Below are 14,290 nucleotides of genomic sequence, written 5' to 3'. Positions count from 1 at the left end.
TCCTTATCAAGAGGCGCAGCGGTAGATTATTCTTCCACGCTTGATCGTCATCGCGCAGTGGTTCGCGCCGAAATAGTACGCCATCTCCCGATAGTCCGGAACCTTCATAATAGCCACATCAGCTTGCTTGCCCGGCTCGAGCGAACCCACCCGGTCTGCCCGGCGCAAAGAGTATGCCGCATTGACCGTGGCCGCAACAATCGCTTCGCCGGGGGTCATGCCCATCTGTGTACATGCCAGCGAAAGAATCATTCCCATGTTGTACGTCGGGCTTGTCCCTGGATTGAAGTCGCTTGCCAGAGCGACAGCCGCGCCGCCATCAATCAATTCTCGCCCCGGCGCATAGTCCGACCGTCCCAGATGAAAGGTGGCTCCGGGTAGCAGGGTGGCAACGGTATCCGACTTTCCCAGGTTCCGCGTATCCCTTCTCCCAATCTTTTCCAGATGGTCCACGCTGGCGGCGCGCAGTTCAACCCCTAGCTGGCAGGCCCCGGTCCTCGTCAGTTGCTCTGCATGGAGCCGGGGTTCGAGTCCGCACACCCGGCCTGCCTTCAGAATGGCTCGTGCTTGTTTGAGCGTAAAACCTCCTCGGTCACAAAACACGTCGCAAAACTCGGCCAAGCTTCTTGCCGCGACCGCCGGAATCATTTGCTGAATGACCATTTCCACGTAACGTTCCGGCTTGCGCCGGTATTCTGCCGGTACCGCGTGGGCACCCAGGAAGGTCGCCACCAGCTCAAGCGGCCCTTCCTCGTTTAGCTGCCGCACAACCTCTAGCATCTTGATCTCACTCTTGAGGTCCAGCCCGTAGCCGCTCTTCACCTCTACCGTTGTCGTTCCATGTGCGGCGAATTCTCGCAACCACCGGCGCGCCCTTTCCGCCAACCTTGCCGCGGGTAACCGCCGCAGTTTCCGCGCGCTCGCCAGGATTCCTCCTCCTGCCCGTGCGATTTCTTCATAAGACGCGCCGTGAATCCTCATTTCGTACTCATTTGTCCGGCTGGCCGGGAAGACCAGGTGCGTATGGCTATCCACAAAGCCGGGCAATACCACGCCCTGCTTCGCATCAATCTCCTGTGCTCGTCGAGCCTCCGGCAATCTTTCGATTCGGGTCGCTGGCCCCACCGCCACGATCTTCTCGTTTCTGATCAGCACTGCCCCACCGCGAATCATTCCTAGGTCGGACATCGCCTGGCCCCGCCGAAGCCCCTCACCTCGCAGGCTTAGCAACTGGTTGGCGTTCCGGACCAGGAGGAAGTGGCTCATCGGGAAGGATTGACGCCATCGAAGCGCTGGATTAGAATTCTTCTCGGGCTTACGCCAGGAGGTTCGCTCATGCCATCCTACGAATACACTTGCCTGAAATGCAAAAAGGACTTTTCGCTCATTATCACCTTGCGCGAATACGAACAGGGCAAAGTTAAGTGCCCCAAGTGCAAGAGCCCAAAGCTGGAGCAAAAGCCGGCGGCCTTCTTCGCTGTGACCTCCAAGAAAAGCTAAGTCCCCTCCACACTACTCGCCGCCGGCCATCGGAATCTTCAAGCCCATCTTCTTTGCAAACGATCTTGCTTCCGGGTAGCCGGCATCGGCGTGACGTGCCACCCCGATGCCGGGGTCGTTCGTCAGCACGCGCTCAATCCGTTTGGCCATCTCAGCCGTTCCGTCGGCCACCGTAACCTGCCCCGCGTGCTGTGAGTACCCGATGCCCACCCCGCCGCCATTATGGACAGAAACCCAGCTCGCCCCCGACGCCGTATTCAGCAACGCGTTCAGCAAAGGCCAGTCCGCTACCGCGTCGCTGCCGTCCGCCATCTTCTCCGTTTCTCGGAAGGGGGATGCCACCGAGCCGCAATCCAGATGGTCGCGCCCGATCACAATGGGCGCTTTGAGCTCGCCTTTCGATACCAACTCGTTGATCCTCAACCCAAACTCCGCGCGCTCCCCGTAGCCTAGCCAACAAATCCGCGCCGGCAATCCCTGGAACTTGACTCGCTTCTCGGCCAGTTGAACCCAGCGCTTCAGTATCTCGTCCTTCGGGAACAGCTCCAACACGAGCTGGTCGGTTCGATGGATGTCGCTCGGCTCGCCGGAAAGCGCCACCCAACGGAACGGTCCTCGCCCCTCGCAGAATAGCGGTCGGATGTAGGCTTCCACGAATCCCGGAAAATCGTAGGCGTCTTTGACTCCGTGGTCATACGCCATGGTGCGAATGTTGTTGCCATAGTCGAAAGTGACTGCGCCCATCTTTTGTAAATCGAGCATGCCGCGCACATGGCGGGCAATCGAGTCAAGTGCCAGCCTCTTGTATTCTTCGGGATTGCGCCGCCGGACTTCGGCGGCCTGCTCCACGCTATAGCCACTCGGAATGTATCCGTCGAGCGGATCGTGCGCGCTGGTCTGATCGGTAAGCATGTCGGGGACAACGCCCCGACGCGCCAGCTCCGGTATGACATCAGCGCAATTGCCTACCAGGCCGACCGATACCGCCTCTTTCTTGCGGATTGCGTTCTTCAAAATACGGAGCGCTTCATCGAGCTCGTTGACCATGATGTCGCAGTAACCGGATTTGAGTCGCCGCTTGATCCTCTCCGCATCCACCTCAACCCCGAGAAATGCCGCCCCGTTCATCGTCGCCGCCAGCGGCTGCGCGCCACCCATCCCTCCCATTCCACCGCTTACCAAAAGTTTTCCCCTCAGATCAGCGCCGAAGTGCTTCCGGGCAGCCGCCGCAAATGTTTCGTAGGTGCCCTGCAGAATGCCTTGAGTCCCGATATAGATCCAACTTCCCGCGGTCATCTGGCCGTACATCATCAGACCGGCCCGCTCGAGTTCGTGAAAAACATCCCAGTTCGACCAGTGGCCGACCAGATTGGCATTGGCAATCAACACGCGCGGTGCATACTCATGAGTGCGAAAGACGCCCACCGGTTTCCCGGACTGCACCAGGAGAGTTTCGTCAGATTCCAATTTCAGAAGCGAATGAACGATTGCCTGGTAACATTCCCAGTTCCGCGCCGCCTTGCCGGTCCCGCCGTAGATAATCAAGTCCTGCGGTCGCTCGGCGACCTCTTCGTCTAGGTTATTCATCAACATCCGGAGCGCAGCCTCTTGCTGCCAGCCGAGGCAACTGATCTTCGTTCCTCGCGGCGCACGCACGCGCCGGTAACCTGGGGGAGAGATGTTGGTGGTTACTTCAGCCATGGCCTTATCCTCTCTTCCCTCATCTTAACTCAGCCAGCTTGCTCTGTCAGCGCCTTTGCTGTCGTTTACAAACCTCCCGGCTTACGATAGATTCACTGGTTGTCTGGCCCCAATTAGCATGAGCTATCCGAGCCTATGCCAGCTTTTTCTTGACGCGCTTGCCCGCCATCACAAGCCCGATACGCTCCTCTACCGGGGCGAGACTCAGTGGATCCCCATTTCCGCGGACGAAATGCTCAATCGTGTCGCAGCCTGTGCCGACCGGCTGCGGAGCCTCGGCATTCACCCGGGAGACCGGGTTGCATTTCTGAGTGCCAATCGGCCTGAATGGCACATTGTGGACCTGGCCATCCTCGGCCTCGGGGCCGTCCATGTGCCTCTCTACTACAAGGAGTCCCCGGAGCGCATCCGTTACATGCTGGAACATTCCGGCAGCCGGGTCGCGCTGGTTGCGGGCGAAGCAGAACTCCAGAATCTTTTGCGGGCGGCAGATGGCCTGGAATCAGTTGAGGCGATCGTCGCGGTTGACCGCAATCTCCCTCAAACGAATCGCTTGCTCGGGGAGGCTGCCCTGCATGCCATCGCGAACCCATCGGAAGTTTCCGATTTCTGCGAGCGGGCCAGCGCCGTTTCGCCGGACTCCCTGGCGACCATCATTTACACTTCGGGTACCACCGGCGTCCCCAAGGGCGTGATGTTGAGTCACTCGAATGTGAGTTCCAACGCTCTTTGTTCGATGAACGGCTTCCCGTTTGGCGAACATGATATCGGGCTCTCCTTCTTGCCTCTCTGCCACATCTACGGTCGCATCGTGGACTACTGTTATTTCCATCGAGGCGTCAGCATCGCCTATGCCGAAAAGTTTGAACTCGTGCCCCAGTACCTCCTCGAGGTTCGGCCGACAGTGGCTGCCGCTGTGCCCCGATTTTTCGAGAAATTCTACGCCCGCGTCATGGATGCTGTCCGGACCGCTCCCTGGCACGCCCGGAAACGGTTTCGTTGGAGCATGGAAATCGCCCGGCGGAGCTTGCCGTACCGCGTCGCAACAAAGCCCCTGCCGCCCTGGCTTCAGGCCGCGTGGGACATTGCTGACCTGCTTGTCTTCTCCCGGCTCCGGAAAGGGCTGGGTGGGCGTATGCGCTTTTTCATCTCCGGAGGCGCGCCCCTGGCTGCTGCGCTCATTGAGTTCTTCCTTTCCGTCGGCATCGAAATCTACCAGGGCTATGGCCTCACCGAAGCCTCGCCCGTTATCTCGAACAACTTTCCCGGCCAGAATCGCATCGGGACAGTTGGCAAAATCATTCCCGGCGTTGAGGTGAAAATAGCCGAGGACGGCGAAATCCTTTCCCGTGGGCCGAACACCATGCTTGGCTACTATCGCGATCCTGAGGCAACCCGGGCCACGATGCACGATGATTGGCTGCGCACCGGCGATCTGGGCTATCTGGATCCCGACGGTTATCTCGTCATCACCGACCGCAAAAAGGATCTCATCAAGACCGCTGGCGGCAAATACGTCGCGCCCCAGCTCATCGAAAACAAGTTGAAGACTAACCCCTATATCCAGGATGCAGTGATTCTCGGCGATCGGAGAAAATTTGTTGCGGCGCTCATCGTCCCTGATTTCCGGAGTCTGGAAGAGTTCGCCCGGCAAAACTCCTTGGATTCCTCTGATCGGGCAGCGCTTCTCCGCCACCCTGCCGTCCATCGCCTCTACGAGGAGCAAATTGAGGCTTTGAGCCAGGACCTTTCACAGCATGAAAAGATCAAGCAATTCCGCCTGCTTGACCAGGAATTGACTTACGAGAGCGGGGAATTGACCTATACCATGAAGATCCGCCGCCGCGTCGTGGAACAACGTTTTGCGGCCCTGATTGACCAGATGTACGCCGAGGCCGAAGCCCTTTATCCTTCTGCCTAGAGGCTGTTGCATAACCCGAGTTTTTGGTCCCGCCAACTGACGCCATGGGGGACGTTTTGTAGCCCGCCTCTTCAGAGGCGGGGTTTTGGCTTTCGAGTGCCCGGCGGCTGGCGTCTTCGGGCGCACGTTTGCCTTTTGGGAATCGCCCCGCTAGAATTTGAGCGGGAGTAAGAATTCACATGCAGGATGATTCTCTCGTAATTGCCGGACGGAGTTTCCAGTCCCGGCTGATTGTCGGAACAGGCAAATATCGCAGCCTCCCGGAAATGGCCAGGGCTTTGGAGGCATCTGGCTCCCAAATTGTCACCGTGGCCGTTCGGCGGGTGAACCTCACCGACCGTACCAAGGAATCTTTGCTCGACTACGTGGATCCCAAGAAGTATTTCGTTCTCCCGAACACCGCTGGCTGCTACAGCGCCGACGAGGCAATCCGCGCCGCTCGTTTGGCTCGTGAGGTCGGTCTTTCCAACTGGATCAAGCTGGAAGTCATTGGCGATGAAAAGACGCTCTTCCCCGATAACGAGCAGCTCGTTGAGGCCACCAGGGTGCTCGTCCGCGATGGTTTCATCGTCCTGCCCTATACGAATGACGATCTCATTGCCGCTCGCAAACTGGTGGATGCGGGCGCTGCTGCAGTAATGCCGCTTGGCGCGCCCATTGGGTCAGGCATGGGCATTCAAAACGTCAGCAATTTCCGCATCCTCCGGCAAATGATCACTTCGGTGCCTCTCATCGTCGATGCCGGCGTCGGTACGGCCTCTGACGCAACCATCGCCATGGAACTCGGTGCCGATGGCGTGTTGATGAACACCGGCATCGCCGGGGCACAGGACGCAGTCCTCATGGCCGAGGCCATGAAGTACGCCGTGATGGCCGGCCGCCAGGCTTATTTGGCGGGTCGCATTCCCAGAAAACTCTACGCCACTGCCTCTACTCCACTCGAAGGCGTTGTCCGTTAAGGATGGCTACCCTTGAAGAAACGTCTTCCAGATAACATCCACCGCGGCGTGTAACGCCGCTGCCGGCGCAAGGCTCTTCGTTGCCATCCAGGTCCAACCGTAGAAGACACCGGCAACGCCCGCCATCAACGCAAACTGCCAATTCCACCGGTGACCGCTATTCAGATGGGCGAGGCCGAAGCACACCGAGGCTATGGCGAGCGCTCCCCAATCGCTTCCTAGTGAGCGCCGCAGAACATTTTGAATGATTCCGCGGAACAAGAATTCTTCCGTCCACGCTGTGAAGACAAACAGCCCCAGAAGAACGAGCGGCATGGCAATCAATTCCTTCGCGCTCGTCCCAAAGCGAACAAAGTGTAATGCCGTGCCAAGTGGTACCAGCAGCGCCATAAGGACAACGAGGTTCCAGGCCACCCGGTGGCTGCTGCCCTTCGGCCAATGGAACCGGTATCCCACCCCCTCGAGTCGCCGCAGAACCAAAAAACAAATGATCCCTACATTCGCGGCAAAAATTTGCCCAAGTGGCTGCGCCAGGCGCCAGGTGGGCCAGGCCCACGCATCGCTCATCCACTTGAATTGCAGCGGGAGCCACAAGCTCAACACAGCCAGATATTCCTGCCATCCCGGCCTCGTGCTCGGGCGTCGCCACAGGAGCGCGCAGGGAAGTGCCACATACAGGGCAACTTTGGCCGTGGGCCACAGCCCAAACGTTCGAGTGACGGCTGCATAGCTCAAGTAGAGTACAAAAATCGCTCCGGCCCACGAGAATGCAAAAGCCGCCGAAAAGCCCGGACCGCCGATTCCTCCAAAGCCGCGAGTCGCTGGTAGCAGGTAACCGGCGGAGAGGGCCGCCAGGAAAACCAGTGTCACTGCCGCCGGCGCGCCGGTGTAGCCTCGCTCCAGTCCCAGCGTGGCCACTGCCGCTACCGCCACCCCGATGACCACAAATATGGGCCACGCGGGAAGAATTCTTTCCTCGGCCATTGTGATTGCCAGAAGTGGTGTTATCCTTTCGCTCGACGTTCGGGATACCCTACCGCTTGAGCAAATTTTTGGCAACACCGTGAATCCGGTTGCCCGCCCAAAACCTCTGAGCCGCGTTGCTTATATTGACTGGATGCGTGGCTTGGCTTGTCTCCTCATGTTTCAAACTCATTGCTACGATTCCTGGCTGGCTGAGAATCTTCGCCAATCCACTTTCTACCGCTTCTCGCAACTGCTTGGAACCTTGCCCGCCCCTCTATTCCTCTTTCTGACAGGTGTTTCCCAGGCGCTTGTCACCGAGCGGTTGCGGCAGAAGGGAATGGACCCGGGCTCGATTGCTCGCGCCAGCCTCAAACGTGGTTTTCAGATCTATTTACTGGGTTGGGGCTTTCGCCTCCAGGAGTATTTGCTTGGCCTCCCGGCAGCGCCCTGGACGGATCTTTTCCGGGTTGACATCCTCAATATCATCGGGATATCCCTCATGCTACTCGGCCTTCTCCATCGCGTGATCACGAATCGCCGCCCTGCAGCCGTGGCGGCTATGGGAGTTGCCCTGGCAGTTGCCATGCTCACGCCGCCGCTTTGGACCACTTTTCGCCCCTCCTGGCTCCCTTGGCCTGTTGAAAGCTACGTGAACGGCCTCGCTCGTCCCTGGCTCTTTCCCATTTTTCCCTGGGTGGCATTTGCCTTCGTCGGTCTTGCCGTCGGCTATCAGATCTTTTCCCCCATGGGGAGAGAGCAGCCTTTCACCGTGGTCGCGCGCCTCGCCGGAATGGGTATCCTCCTCGGGTTTTTCGCTTATGCGTTGGATCACATGAACTTTCAACTCTACTCCACCTATGATTTCTGGCACACCAGCCCCAACTTTTTTGCCCTCCGAGTTGCCGTGATGCTCTGCATCCTGCTTGCCAGCTATCTCTGGTGGCGCTGGCTTGGCGGGCGAGGTTTCAGCCCCATCATCCAGCTTGGGAACACCTCGCTGCTCGTCTATTGGGTCCACATCGAGTTTGTTTACGGCCGCTTCTCTATCCTTCCTAAGCGCGGCAGCTCCCTCCTCCTTGCTACCCTCGGTCTTGGTGTCGTCTTCCTGGCGATGTTGGCTCTGTCGCTGGGTCGTACGCGGTTAAAGGGTCGCGGCGCGGAAGTCCTCGGTTGGTTTCGAAGTCGTTTTGTGCGAGAGACGGCGGCAGGCCAGCCCCGATAGCATCGGGGCCAGTAGGCGTTCGCACCCTCCGCCCTTACGGACTCCTTTTCTTCGGCCCCTGGGTTTCCGGTGCGACGCCAGGCTTCGGCGATTCTGGCAGGGTGTAGATGACTTCGCCCGGGCGCGCGAGTTTCAGTTGCTCTCGAGCTACTTTCTCGATCATCCTCGGATCGCTTTTCAGGGCTTTCACCTCTTCCGCCAGCTTCTTGTTCTGCTCGATCAGCGTTTGCAGTTCTTGCCGGCGTTCCTCTAACTCTTGGCGACTGCGCCGCATGGCGAGGTAGCCATGTTCGCCAAACAGATCGTGCGCTACTAGGGCCAGCAGTGACAGCGCCAGCAGCCAAACAACCCACTGCGGAACCTTTTTTCGCTCGGCCATCTTGTCTATCCGGTGACAAATGTTTTTGCGATCTCCGTCAGGGCATCGCTCTCAGCTTGACTGTGACCCTCGCAATAGATTCGGCACACCGGCTCCGTCCCTGATACACGCAGCAGAATCCAGGTGTCGTCTTCAAAAAGGAGTTTGAGGCCGTCGGTTCGGTCCGCTCTGGCAACCTTTCTTCCCCCCAAGGTGGCAAAATCGCGCTTCAAGTCCTCCTTGAGCCTATCCTGAATCTTCGCAGTTAGCGGCAAGTTGATTCTTCGCGGATAGTACGATCCCACCTTGCGGAAAAGGGAATCGAGTTGCTCGCCGAGCGACGCGCCTCTTTTGGCAACCATCTCAGCCGCCAGCAAGCATGCCAGGATTCCGTCCTTTTCTGGCACGTGCCCGCGAATCGTCAGCCCTGCGCTCTCCTCTCCGCCAAGAAAGATCTTTCCGGACATCAGGAGTTCCCCCATGTACTTGAACCCCACCGCGGTTTCATAGACGGGCAATCCGTGGTGCTGCCCCACCGCGTCCACCAGATGGGTCGTAGCGACGCTCCGCGCCAATCCCTCCCGCCAGCCGCGTGTCTCGTGGAGATAATCAGCCAGCAACCCGATCAGGTGATTGGGTGAGACGAAATGTCCGTCACGGTCGAGAATACCAAATCTGTCCGCATCACCGTCGGTTGCCAGCCCGAGTGCAGCGCCGCTCGCCGCCACTCTCGCTCCCGTCTCCGCCAGGCGTTCCTCAGAGGGATCCGGCGTATGCCCCCCAAACAGGGTGTCCCGCTGGGCATGGACAGTCTCCACCTTGACTCCGTGTTGTTTCAGCAAATGATCAAGATAGCCCGAGCCGCATCCAAAAAGTGGATCGAAAACAAAGTGTAAATTGGCCGCAGCAATGGCACGTAAATCGATTTTCGTCGCCAGGTCGTCCAGGTAGCCGTCTCGCACCTCCATGCTTTCTGAAATGGCCGCGCCCCGCCCATAAGAATCCTCTTCCGTGATCGCTGCTGCGATTTTCTCAATCTCCCGCGTTACCTCTGGCAACGCCGGGGCCCCATTGGCGCCTGAAAATTTTAATCCGTTGTAAGCGGCAGGATTGTGGCTTGCCGTGAAATTTATCCCTCCCGCGGCTGCCCGTCGAACAATCTCAAAAGCAATCGCTGGCGTCGGCGCAGCCGAGGCGCAGCGATAGGAGGGAATTGAATGGCTTTGCAGGACCCTCCCGGCCTCTCTCGCAAACTCCTCCGAGAAAAAGCGCGTGTCATGGCCGACCACAACGCCACGGGACTCGCTTTTCTCTATTTTCAGGAATTTTGCGATGGCGGCCACGGCCCGGCGAACCTGCGAAAACGTAAAGTCATCGGCGATGATTCCGCGCCAGCCTGAGGTACCGAAGTGGATCGCCGAAGCCGACATCTCGCGCTATTCTATGCGGGCGCGAAAGGGCTGGCAATCTTGGGGAGGACTCATGACGGATAAAGGTGTCGTTTACGTGACCTGTGGCAGCTCGCTTGAGGCCAGTCCCTAAACATACTTTAGAGCTTGGTCCAGGTCGGCAATGATATCCTCAACGTCCTCAATTCCTACCGAGATCCGAACCAGCCCGTCCGTTATACCGATCCGCTGGCGATCTTCTGCCGGCATCGAGGCATGCGTCATGGTTGCTGGGTGGCTGATGAGCGTTTCTACCCCACCGAGACTCTCTGCCAGCGAACACAGCCGGACGTGGTTGAGAACCTGTCGCGCTGCCTCCAGGGACCCAAGGTCAAAGGAGATCATTGCCCCGAAACCTTTCATCTGCCTCCTGGCAAGTCGATGTTGGGGATGGGAGGCCAGACCGGGGTAGTTCACCTTCTTCACCTTCGGGTGTTTGATCAGGTGGTCAGCCACCGCCATTCCGTTCTTGTTGTGCTGGTCCATCCGGAGGGCAAGCGTTTTTACGCCGCGCAGGACTAGCCACGCATCGAAGGGCGAGAGGATCGCCCCCGCCGCGTTCTGCAAAAAGCGGAGCCGCTCGACGAGTTCGGCCGAGTTCGCAATCACCGCCCCTCCCACGCTGTCACTGTGTCCGTTTAAAAACTTTGTTGTGGAATGCACGATGAGCTCGGCCCCGAACTCAAAGGGCCGCTGGAGGTAAGGACTCATAAATGTATTGTCAACTACCAGCATCCAGCCGTTTTGTTTGGCGATTTCGCTCGATGCCTCAAGGTCGGTCAGCGTCATCACCGGATTCGTCGGCGTTTCCACATAAAGCATTTGCGTTTGAGGTCGTGCCGCCTTGCGGATCGCTTCCATGGAGGATGTATCCACAAAATCGGCTTCAAGTCCAAACCTGCAAAGGACTTGACGCAGCAGCCGATAAACGCCCCCGTACACCGGAAATGAAACGATGATGTGGTCTCCCGCCTTCAGAAGTGAAAACACTGCGTTGATGGCTGCCATCCCGGAGCCAAACGCGATACCTCCCACCCCTCCTTCCAGCGCCGCCAAATTCTTTTCGAGGGCCGAACGCGTTGGATTCTGGGTACGCGCGTATTCGTATCCCTTGTGCTTTCCAAGGGCTTCCTGAACGTAAGTCGAAGTCTGGTAAATCGGAACAATAATTGCCCCCGTGGCGGGGTCGGGCTCTTGACCAACGTGGATCGCTTTCGTCGCAAAACCCATAATGGCTCTCCTTTACGCCGACCAGATGACCCGGACGATTGACCGAATCTTTATGAGAGCGCTCAAAAAGGCCTCTCTCGACGAGCCGCGGGACTCCTCCCGCTCGCCGGTTGTCGGGCCATCGGGACAGAACTAGGTTGTTTGCTTCATCTTGTGTTCAACCCAGCAGATCCTGCCGCTGGCATTCTCCAGCAACCGCTTATGATTCGGCAGCACTTCCCGCCTCTTTCTTGCGTCCCCATTCACGGCCCCGGCGAACCATCCTACAGGACTGTTCCGATCAAGTCGAATGACTCCGGAGGAGGTTCTACAGGCATCCTGAGGGTCCAGGCAAGACTTCCTGGGTTCCCCGGCTCAGGTTGCTGGCAACCAAGCTCCCAAACGGCTTCTCGTTCTTCTCAGGGTCTCCTTCTAACCAGTTGAAACGAGGAAGGAATGAGTTATCATGGAAACCCTGGCGGGAGTGGAATCGCTCGATGACCAACCTGGTGCGACCTGACTGCATCTTTCTCAGGGGGAATCGGATGCCAATAAGCGCCGTGGACACCACCCGCAAACTGAAAGAGCCTGAGATTCAAAGTGGCCGCAGCCACTCGGTTGGGCTAAGTTGCTTGTTTGCCCCGTCCCGCACCGCGGGAGGCCAGCCAATCCCGCCGTCCCGAAGCTTAGCGGCTCCCGCCCGGCCTTTTCGGCCCACCGCCGGGAACCCGAGCACGATGGTCTTTAGAGTTTGCTTCTTGCTTTGGGCCCTCGCCTTTCCCTTTTGCACTTTCAGTTCGGCACAGTCCATGGCTGACAAGCCTGTGGCCAAGGAGACCACCGACCTCAAGATCCAGGTTCGCGGCGGCGAAGCAACTGTTCCTGTCAAGAACGCCAGCGTCTATGTCGAGTACCGGCAGGGCCGCTTCCTTGTCGGCAAGAAGAAGTATAAGTACGGAGTCAAGACCAACCATGAGGGGGTTGCCGCCGTCCGCGAGGTTCCGAAGGGAAAAATCTTGATCCAAGTGGTCGCAGATGGCTGGAAGCCGTTCGGTAAGGTCTATGAAATCGAAAACGACGAGGTTACAGTCGAGATTCTTTTGCAACGCCCCAAGAAGTGGTACTAGCCGAACAGCGTTCTCCCTCTACCTGCGCTGGGGCCGTGGTAAGTCCCCCGCCTTGGCTTAACGACGCGCCCGCGCAAAATCCCCGCCAAACCCAAAACAAAATATTGCTCAACAATTGTGCAAACTGGTGAAAGTTCCAGCCAGCAAGAGCCTTAGACCCAAAAAAATTTCCTTTTCCACAAACTTTTCAACATGCCTGTGGAAACCCGGCCGCAAAATCATTTCCGTTGCGGCATCGCAGCTATCCCTATTGAAAAGAATCGCGCAGCGCCGCTTCGCTTGCGAATCGCATAATTTTCGAGTAGTCCGCTCCCAGTCTCTCTCTCAGTCGCTCTGTATTCATGGTGTAGGACCCAAGGAAGTAAGGAAGGCTCGCCGGTGGGACAGCGGAAATTCCAAGGTTCCAAAGTACATTTAGCATAAACCGGACTACGCTTTTCCAGGGCAGGAAAACTGGACGCGCCGGGGCGATCCTAAGGCACTGTCGGAGCGTCACGGGAGGGCCTTCGCCGGCCACGTTGAGAATCTCCAATTCCCCGGGACGATAATGTTCGCAGAACCATCGCAGTAGCCTGGCCATATCATCTACGTGGACGTATTGGTACTGCGCTTTGTCACTTGCCCCCGACGGCAAAAGTAAAGGCAAAGACAGCTTTCGCCGGCGCATCCAGCGGCCAAGCCATCCTTCGCCGCTGGGCCGTCCCTGAAGGGCGCTCAGGATAAAATTGTCCATCGTCCGGCCGGCATAGATATGGGGTCGCAGAATGCACATGGCGCAACCGTTTAGCCTCCCATGAGATTCCTGGCAGATTCTATCCGCTTCCATTTTGTGCACTGCATACGGGAGGCTATGGGCTTCCAGGGCCGCATCTTCCGTCACTTGACCGGGAAGGTCGGGACCGTAGGCAGAAACGCTGGAAGGGAAGACAAAAAGTTTCACCTGGCAACTCCGCTGATTCACCCCGGCAACGGCCTCCAGCAGCCGCCGCGTGCCCTGTACATTGATTGCCCACATCTTGTCCACCTGCGTCACACCGGTCTTGACCGGATCAAACACAAATGCCAGATGGATAACAATTTCGACCTCATATCGTTGTAGCAGGAGGGTCAGCCTTTTCTCAGCCTCTCGCTCCCCGAGATTGAGTGACTCAAAGCAAAGATTGGCCAGTCCTCGGCGCGGCGGCAACAGGTCAATGCCTAGCACGCGATAATCGGCCAACAAGGGCGCTAGCCTTTGGCCGAGATTGCCCGAAATTCCTGTGACCAAAATGGCCTGGCTGTCCCTTGGCATCGCCCGCCACTATATGGAACTGCCTTTGGGTTTAGCAAGCGACCCTCGGCCATCAGCGACATCCGGAAGGCATTTTGACGGCTTACGGAGGCAATGCTAGACTACCTCTTTCGGCGGCAAAGCATTCTGCTTGCATGGCTACACCTGCCCGATTCCGCTCCACCGTCAGCTCGCTCATTTGGGCCAACATTTGGTCCCGTCCTATCCGCACTCTCCTCAGCGTCTTTGCCGTAGCCCTTCAGGTCTTTCTCGTTCTCTTCGTAATAGGCCTTACCTCAGGCATTCTCAGCGAGTGGGGAAAGAGGGTGGAAGGGATTGGTGCCGATTTGTTGGTCCAGCCCCCGAATGCCTCGATCTTCTTTGCTCTCTCGAACGCCCTCATGCCCGAACAGAGCGGCAAGAGTTTGCTGGGCGCGCCCGGGGTGGCGGGCGTAGCCCCGGTGCTTTTGGTTTTTGACGCGAGCGGAATTGACCTCATCTACGGAATTGATTACACAAGTTTCAATGGTTTGAGCAGCGGCTTCCTTTATCACGAGGGCAGGCCCTTCGGGTCCTCAACTGAAGTCATTATTGACGACGTCAAAGCCA

The 14,290-nt window shown here is 57.9% G+C and carries 15 protein-coding genes; 8 read left to right on the top strand and 7 right to left on the bottom strand.

Annotation, left to right across the window (positions count from 1 at the left end):
* Positions 1–6 precede the first annotated feature (6 nt).
* Positions 7–1,266 (bottom strand): imidazolonepropionase, encoded by a 1,260-nt coding sequence (hutI, locus tag VIH17_11080; protein HEY4683774.1) that lies wholly within the window; start codon positions 1,264–1,266, stop codon positions 7–9.
* A gap of 69 nt (positions 1,267–1,335) precedes the next feature.
* Between hutI and VIH17_11075 the strand changes: the two genes are divergently transcribed.
* On the top strand, positions 1,336–1,500 hold the full coding sequence (locus VIH17_11075; GenBank protein ID HEY4683773.1) for an FmdB family zinc ribbon protein: 165 nt from the start codon (positions 1,336–1,338) through the stop codon (positions 1,498–1,500).
* A gap of 12 nt (positions 1,501–1,512) precedes the next feature.
* Here VIH17_11075 and hutU read toward each other — a convergent pair whose 3' ends face one another.
* Positions 1,513–3,201 (bottom strand): urocanate hydratase, encoded by a 1,689-nt coding sequence (gene hutU / locus VIH17_11070; protein ID HEY4683772.1) that lies wholly within the window; start codon positions 3,199–3,201, stop codon positions 1,513–1,515.
* 118 nt (positions 3,202–3,319) lie between these two features.
* On the opposite strand from hutU, the gene VIH17_11065 reads away from it, so the two are divergent.
* Positions 3,320–5,122 (top strand): long-chain fatty acid--CoA ligase, encoded by a 1,803-nt coding sequence (locus tag VIH17_11065; protein HEY4683771.1) that lies wholly within the window; start codon positions 3,320–3,322, stop codon positions 5,120–5,122.
* Between the two features lie 179 nt (positions 5,123–5,301).
* Entirely contained in the window at positions 5,302–6,081 is a 780-nt protein-coding gene (locus VIH17_11060; protein ID HEY4683770.1) for a thiazole synthase, read from the top strand.
* 6 nt (positions 6,082–6,087) lie between these two features.
* Here VIH17_11060 and VIH17_11055 read toward each other — a convergent pair whose 3' ends face one another.
* The gene (locus VIH17_11055; GenBank protein HEY4683769.1) at positions 6,088–7,065 is read right to left on the bottom strand and encodes a CPBP family intramembrane glutamic endopeptidase; all 978 of its coding nucleotides are present in this window, start codon (positions 7,063–7,065) and stop codon (positions 6,088–6,090) included.
* Between VIH17_11055 and VIH17_11050 the strand changes: the two genes are divergently transcribed.
* Positions 7,019–8,269, top strand: coding sequence for a heparan-alpha-glucosaminide N-acetyltransferase domain-containing protein (locus VIH17_11050; GenBank protein ID HEY4683768.1), 1,251 nt, complete (start codon positions 7,019–7,021; stop codon positions 8,267–8,269). The two genes, VIH17_11055 and VIH17_11050, sit on opposite strands and share 47 nt — an antisense overlap.
* 34 nt (positions 8,270–8,303) lie before the next feature.
* Here the strand turns inward: VIH17_11050 and VIH17_11045 are convergent, their stop codons facing one another.
* Positions 8,304–8,648 carry a septum formation initiator family protein gene (locus VIH17_11045; protein ID HEY4683767.1) on the bottom strand — a complete coding sequence of 115 codons (345 nt, stop codon included), beginning with the start codon at positions 8,646–8,648 and terminating at the stop codon, positions 8,304–8,306.
* Positions 8,649–8,653: 5 nt separating this feature from the next.
* Positions 8,654–9,685 (bottom strand): hypothetical protein, encoded by a 1,032-nt coding sequence (locus VIH17_11040; GenBank protein HEY4683766.1) that lies wholly within the window; start codon positions 9,683–9,685, stop codon positions 8,654–8,656.
* Positions 9,686–9,844: 159 nt separating this feature from the next.
* On the opposite strand from VIH17_11040, the gene VIH17_11035 reads away from it, so the two are divergent.
* Positions 9,845–10,027 carry a hypothetical protein gene (locus VIH17_11035; GenBank protein ID HEY4683765.1) on the top strand — a complete coding sequence of 61 codons (183 nt, stop codon included), beginning with the start codon at positions 9,845–9,847 and terminating at the stop codon, positions 10,025–10,027.
* Between the two features lie 138 nt (positions 10,028–10,165).
* Here VIH17_11035 and VIH17_11030 read toward each other — a convergent pair whose 3' ends face one another.
* The gene (locus VIH17_11030) at positions 10,166–11,305 is read right to left on the bottom strand and encodes a PLP-dependent aspartate aminotransferase family protein (GenBank protein ID HEY4683764.1); all 1,140 of its coding nucleotides are present in this window, start codon (positions 11,303–11,305) and stop codon (positions 10,166–10,168) included.
* Position 11,306: 1 nt separating this feature from the next.
* On the opposite strand from VIH17_11030, the gene VIH17_11025 reads away from it, so the two are divergent.
* Together VIH17_11025 and VIH17_11020 are read left to right on the top strand one after the other, a co-directional pair.
* On the top strand, positions 11,307–11,441 hold the full coding sequence (locus VIH17_11025) for a hypothetical protein (GenBank protein ID HEY4683763.1): 135 nt from the start codon (positions 11,307–11,309) through the stop codon (positions 11,439–11,441).
* Positions 11,442–12,093: 652 nt separating this feature from the next.
* Positions 12,094–12,411, top strand: coding sequence for a hypothetical protein (locus VIH17_11020; GenBank protein ID HEY4683762.1), 318 nt, complete (start codon positions 12,094–12,096; stop codon positions 12,409–12,411).
* A gap of 247 nt (positions 12,412–12,658) precedes the next feature.
* Here the strand turns inward: VIH17_11020 and VIH17_11015 are convergent, their stop codons facing one another.
* Positions 12,659–13,702: an NAD-dependent epimerase/dehydratase family protein gene (locus VIH17_11015; GenBank protein HEY4683761.1), complete on the bottom strand. Its 1,044-nt coding sequence runs from the start codon at positions 13,700–13,702 to the stop codon at positions 12,659–12,661.
* A 134-nt stretch (positions 13,703–13,836) separates the two neighbouring features.
* Here VIH17_11015 and VIH17_11010 point away from each other — a divergent pair.
* The coding region (locus VIH17_11010) for a hypothetical protein (protein ID HEY4683760.1) at positions 13,837–14,290 on the top strand (454 nt) is incomplete at its 3' end.

Source organism: Candidatus Acidiferrales bacterium (genome assembly GCA_036514995.1).
GTDB lineage: Bacteria > Acidobacteriota > Terriglobia > Acidiferrales > DATBWB01 > DATBWB01.
The sequence above is the reverse complement of the archived record's forward strand: the minus strand, read 5'-3'. Positions and strand labels throughout refer to the sequence as shown.

Bases quoted from the DNA above. Each gene is read 5' to 3' on its own strand.
- hutI (HEY4683774.1), bottom strand. From the start codon at position 1,266: ATGAGCCACTTCCTCCTGGTCCGGAACGCCAACCAGTTGCTAAGCCTG.
- VIH17_11055 (HEY4683769.1), bottom strand. From the start codon at position 7,065: ATGGCCGAGGAAAGAATTCTTCCCGCGTGGCCCATATTTGTGGTCATC.
- VIH17_11060 (HEY4683770.1), top strand. From the start codon at position 5,302: ATGCAGGATGATTCTCTCGTAATTGCCGGACGGAGTTTCCAGTCCCGG.
- VIH17_11025 (HEY4683763.1), top strand. From the start codon at position 11,307: ATGGCTCTCCTTTACGCCGACCAGATGACCCGGACGATTGACCGAATC.
- VIH17_11035 (HEY4683765.1), top strand. From the start codon at position 9,845: ATGGCTTTGCAGGACCCTCCCGGCCTCTCTCGCAAACTCCTCCGAGAA.
- VIH17_11075 (HEY4683773.1), top strand. From the start codon at position 1,336: ATGCCATCCTACGAATACACTTGCCTGAAATGCAAAAAGGACTTTTCG.
- VIH17_11030 (HEY4683764.1), bottom strand. From the start codon at position 11,305: ATGGGTTTTGCGACGAAAGCGATCCACGTTGGTCAAGAGCCCGACCCC.
- VIH17_11050 (HEY4683768.1), top strand. From the start codon at position 7,019: ATGACCACAAATATGGGCCACGCGGGAAGAATTCTTTCCTCGGCCATT.
- VIH17_11020 (HEY4683762.1), top strand. From the start codon at position 12,094: ATGGCTGACAAGCCTGTGGCCAAGGAGACCACCGACCTCAAGATCCAG.
- VIH17_11065 (HEY4683771.1), top strand. From the start codon at position 3,320: ATGAGCTATCCGAGCCTATGCCAGCTTTTTCTTGACGCGCTTGCCCGC.
- VIH17_11045 (HEY4683767.1), bottom strand. From the start codon at position 8,648: ATGGCCGAGCGAAAAAAGGTTCCGCAGTGGGTTGTTTGGCTGCTGGCG.
- VIH17_11015 (HEY4683761.1), bottom strand. From the start codon at position 13,702: ATGCCAAGGGACAGCCAGGCCATTTTGGTCACAGGAATTTCGGGCAAT.
- hutU (HEY4683772.1), bottom strand. From the start codon at position 3,201: ATGGCTGAAGTAACCACCAACATCTCTCCCCCAGGTTACCGGCGCGTG.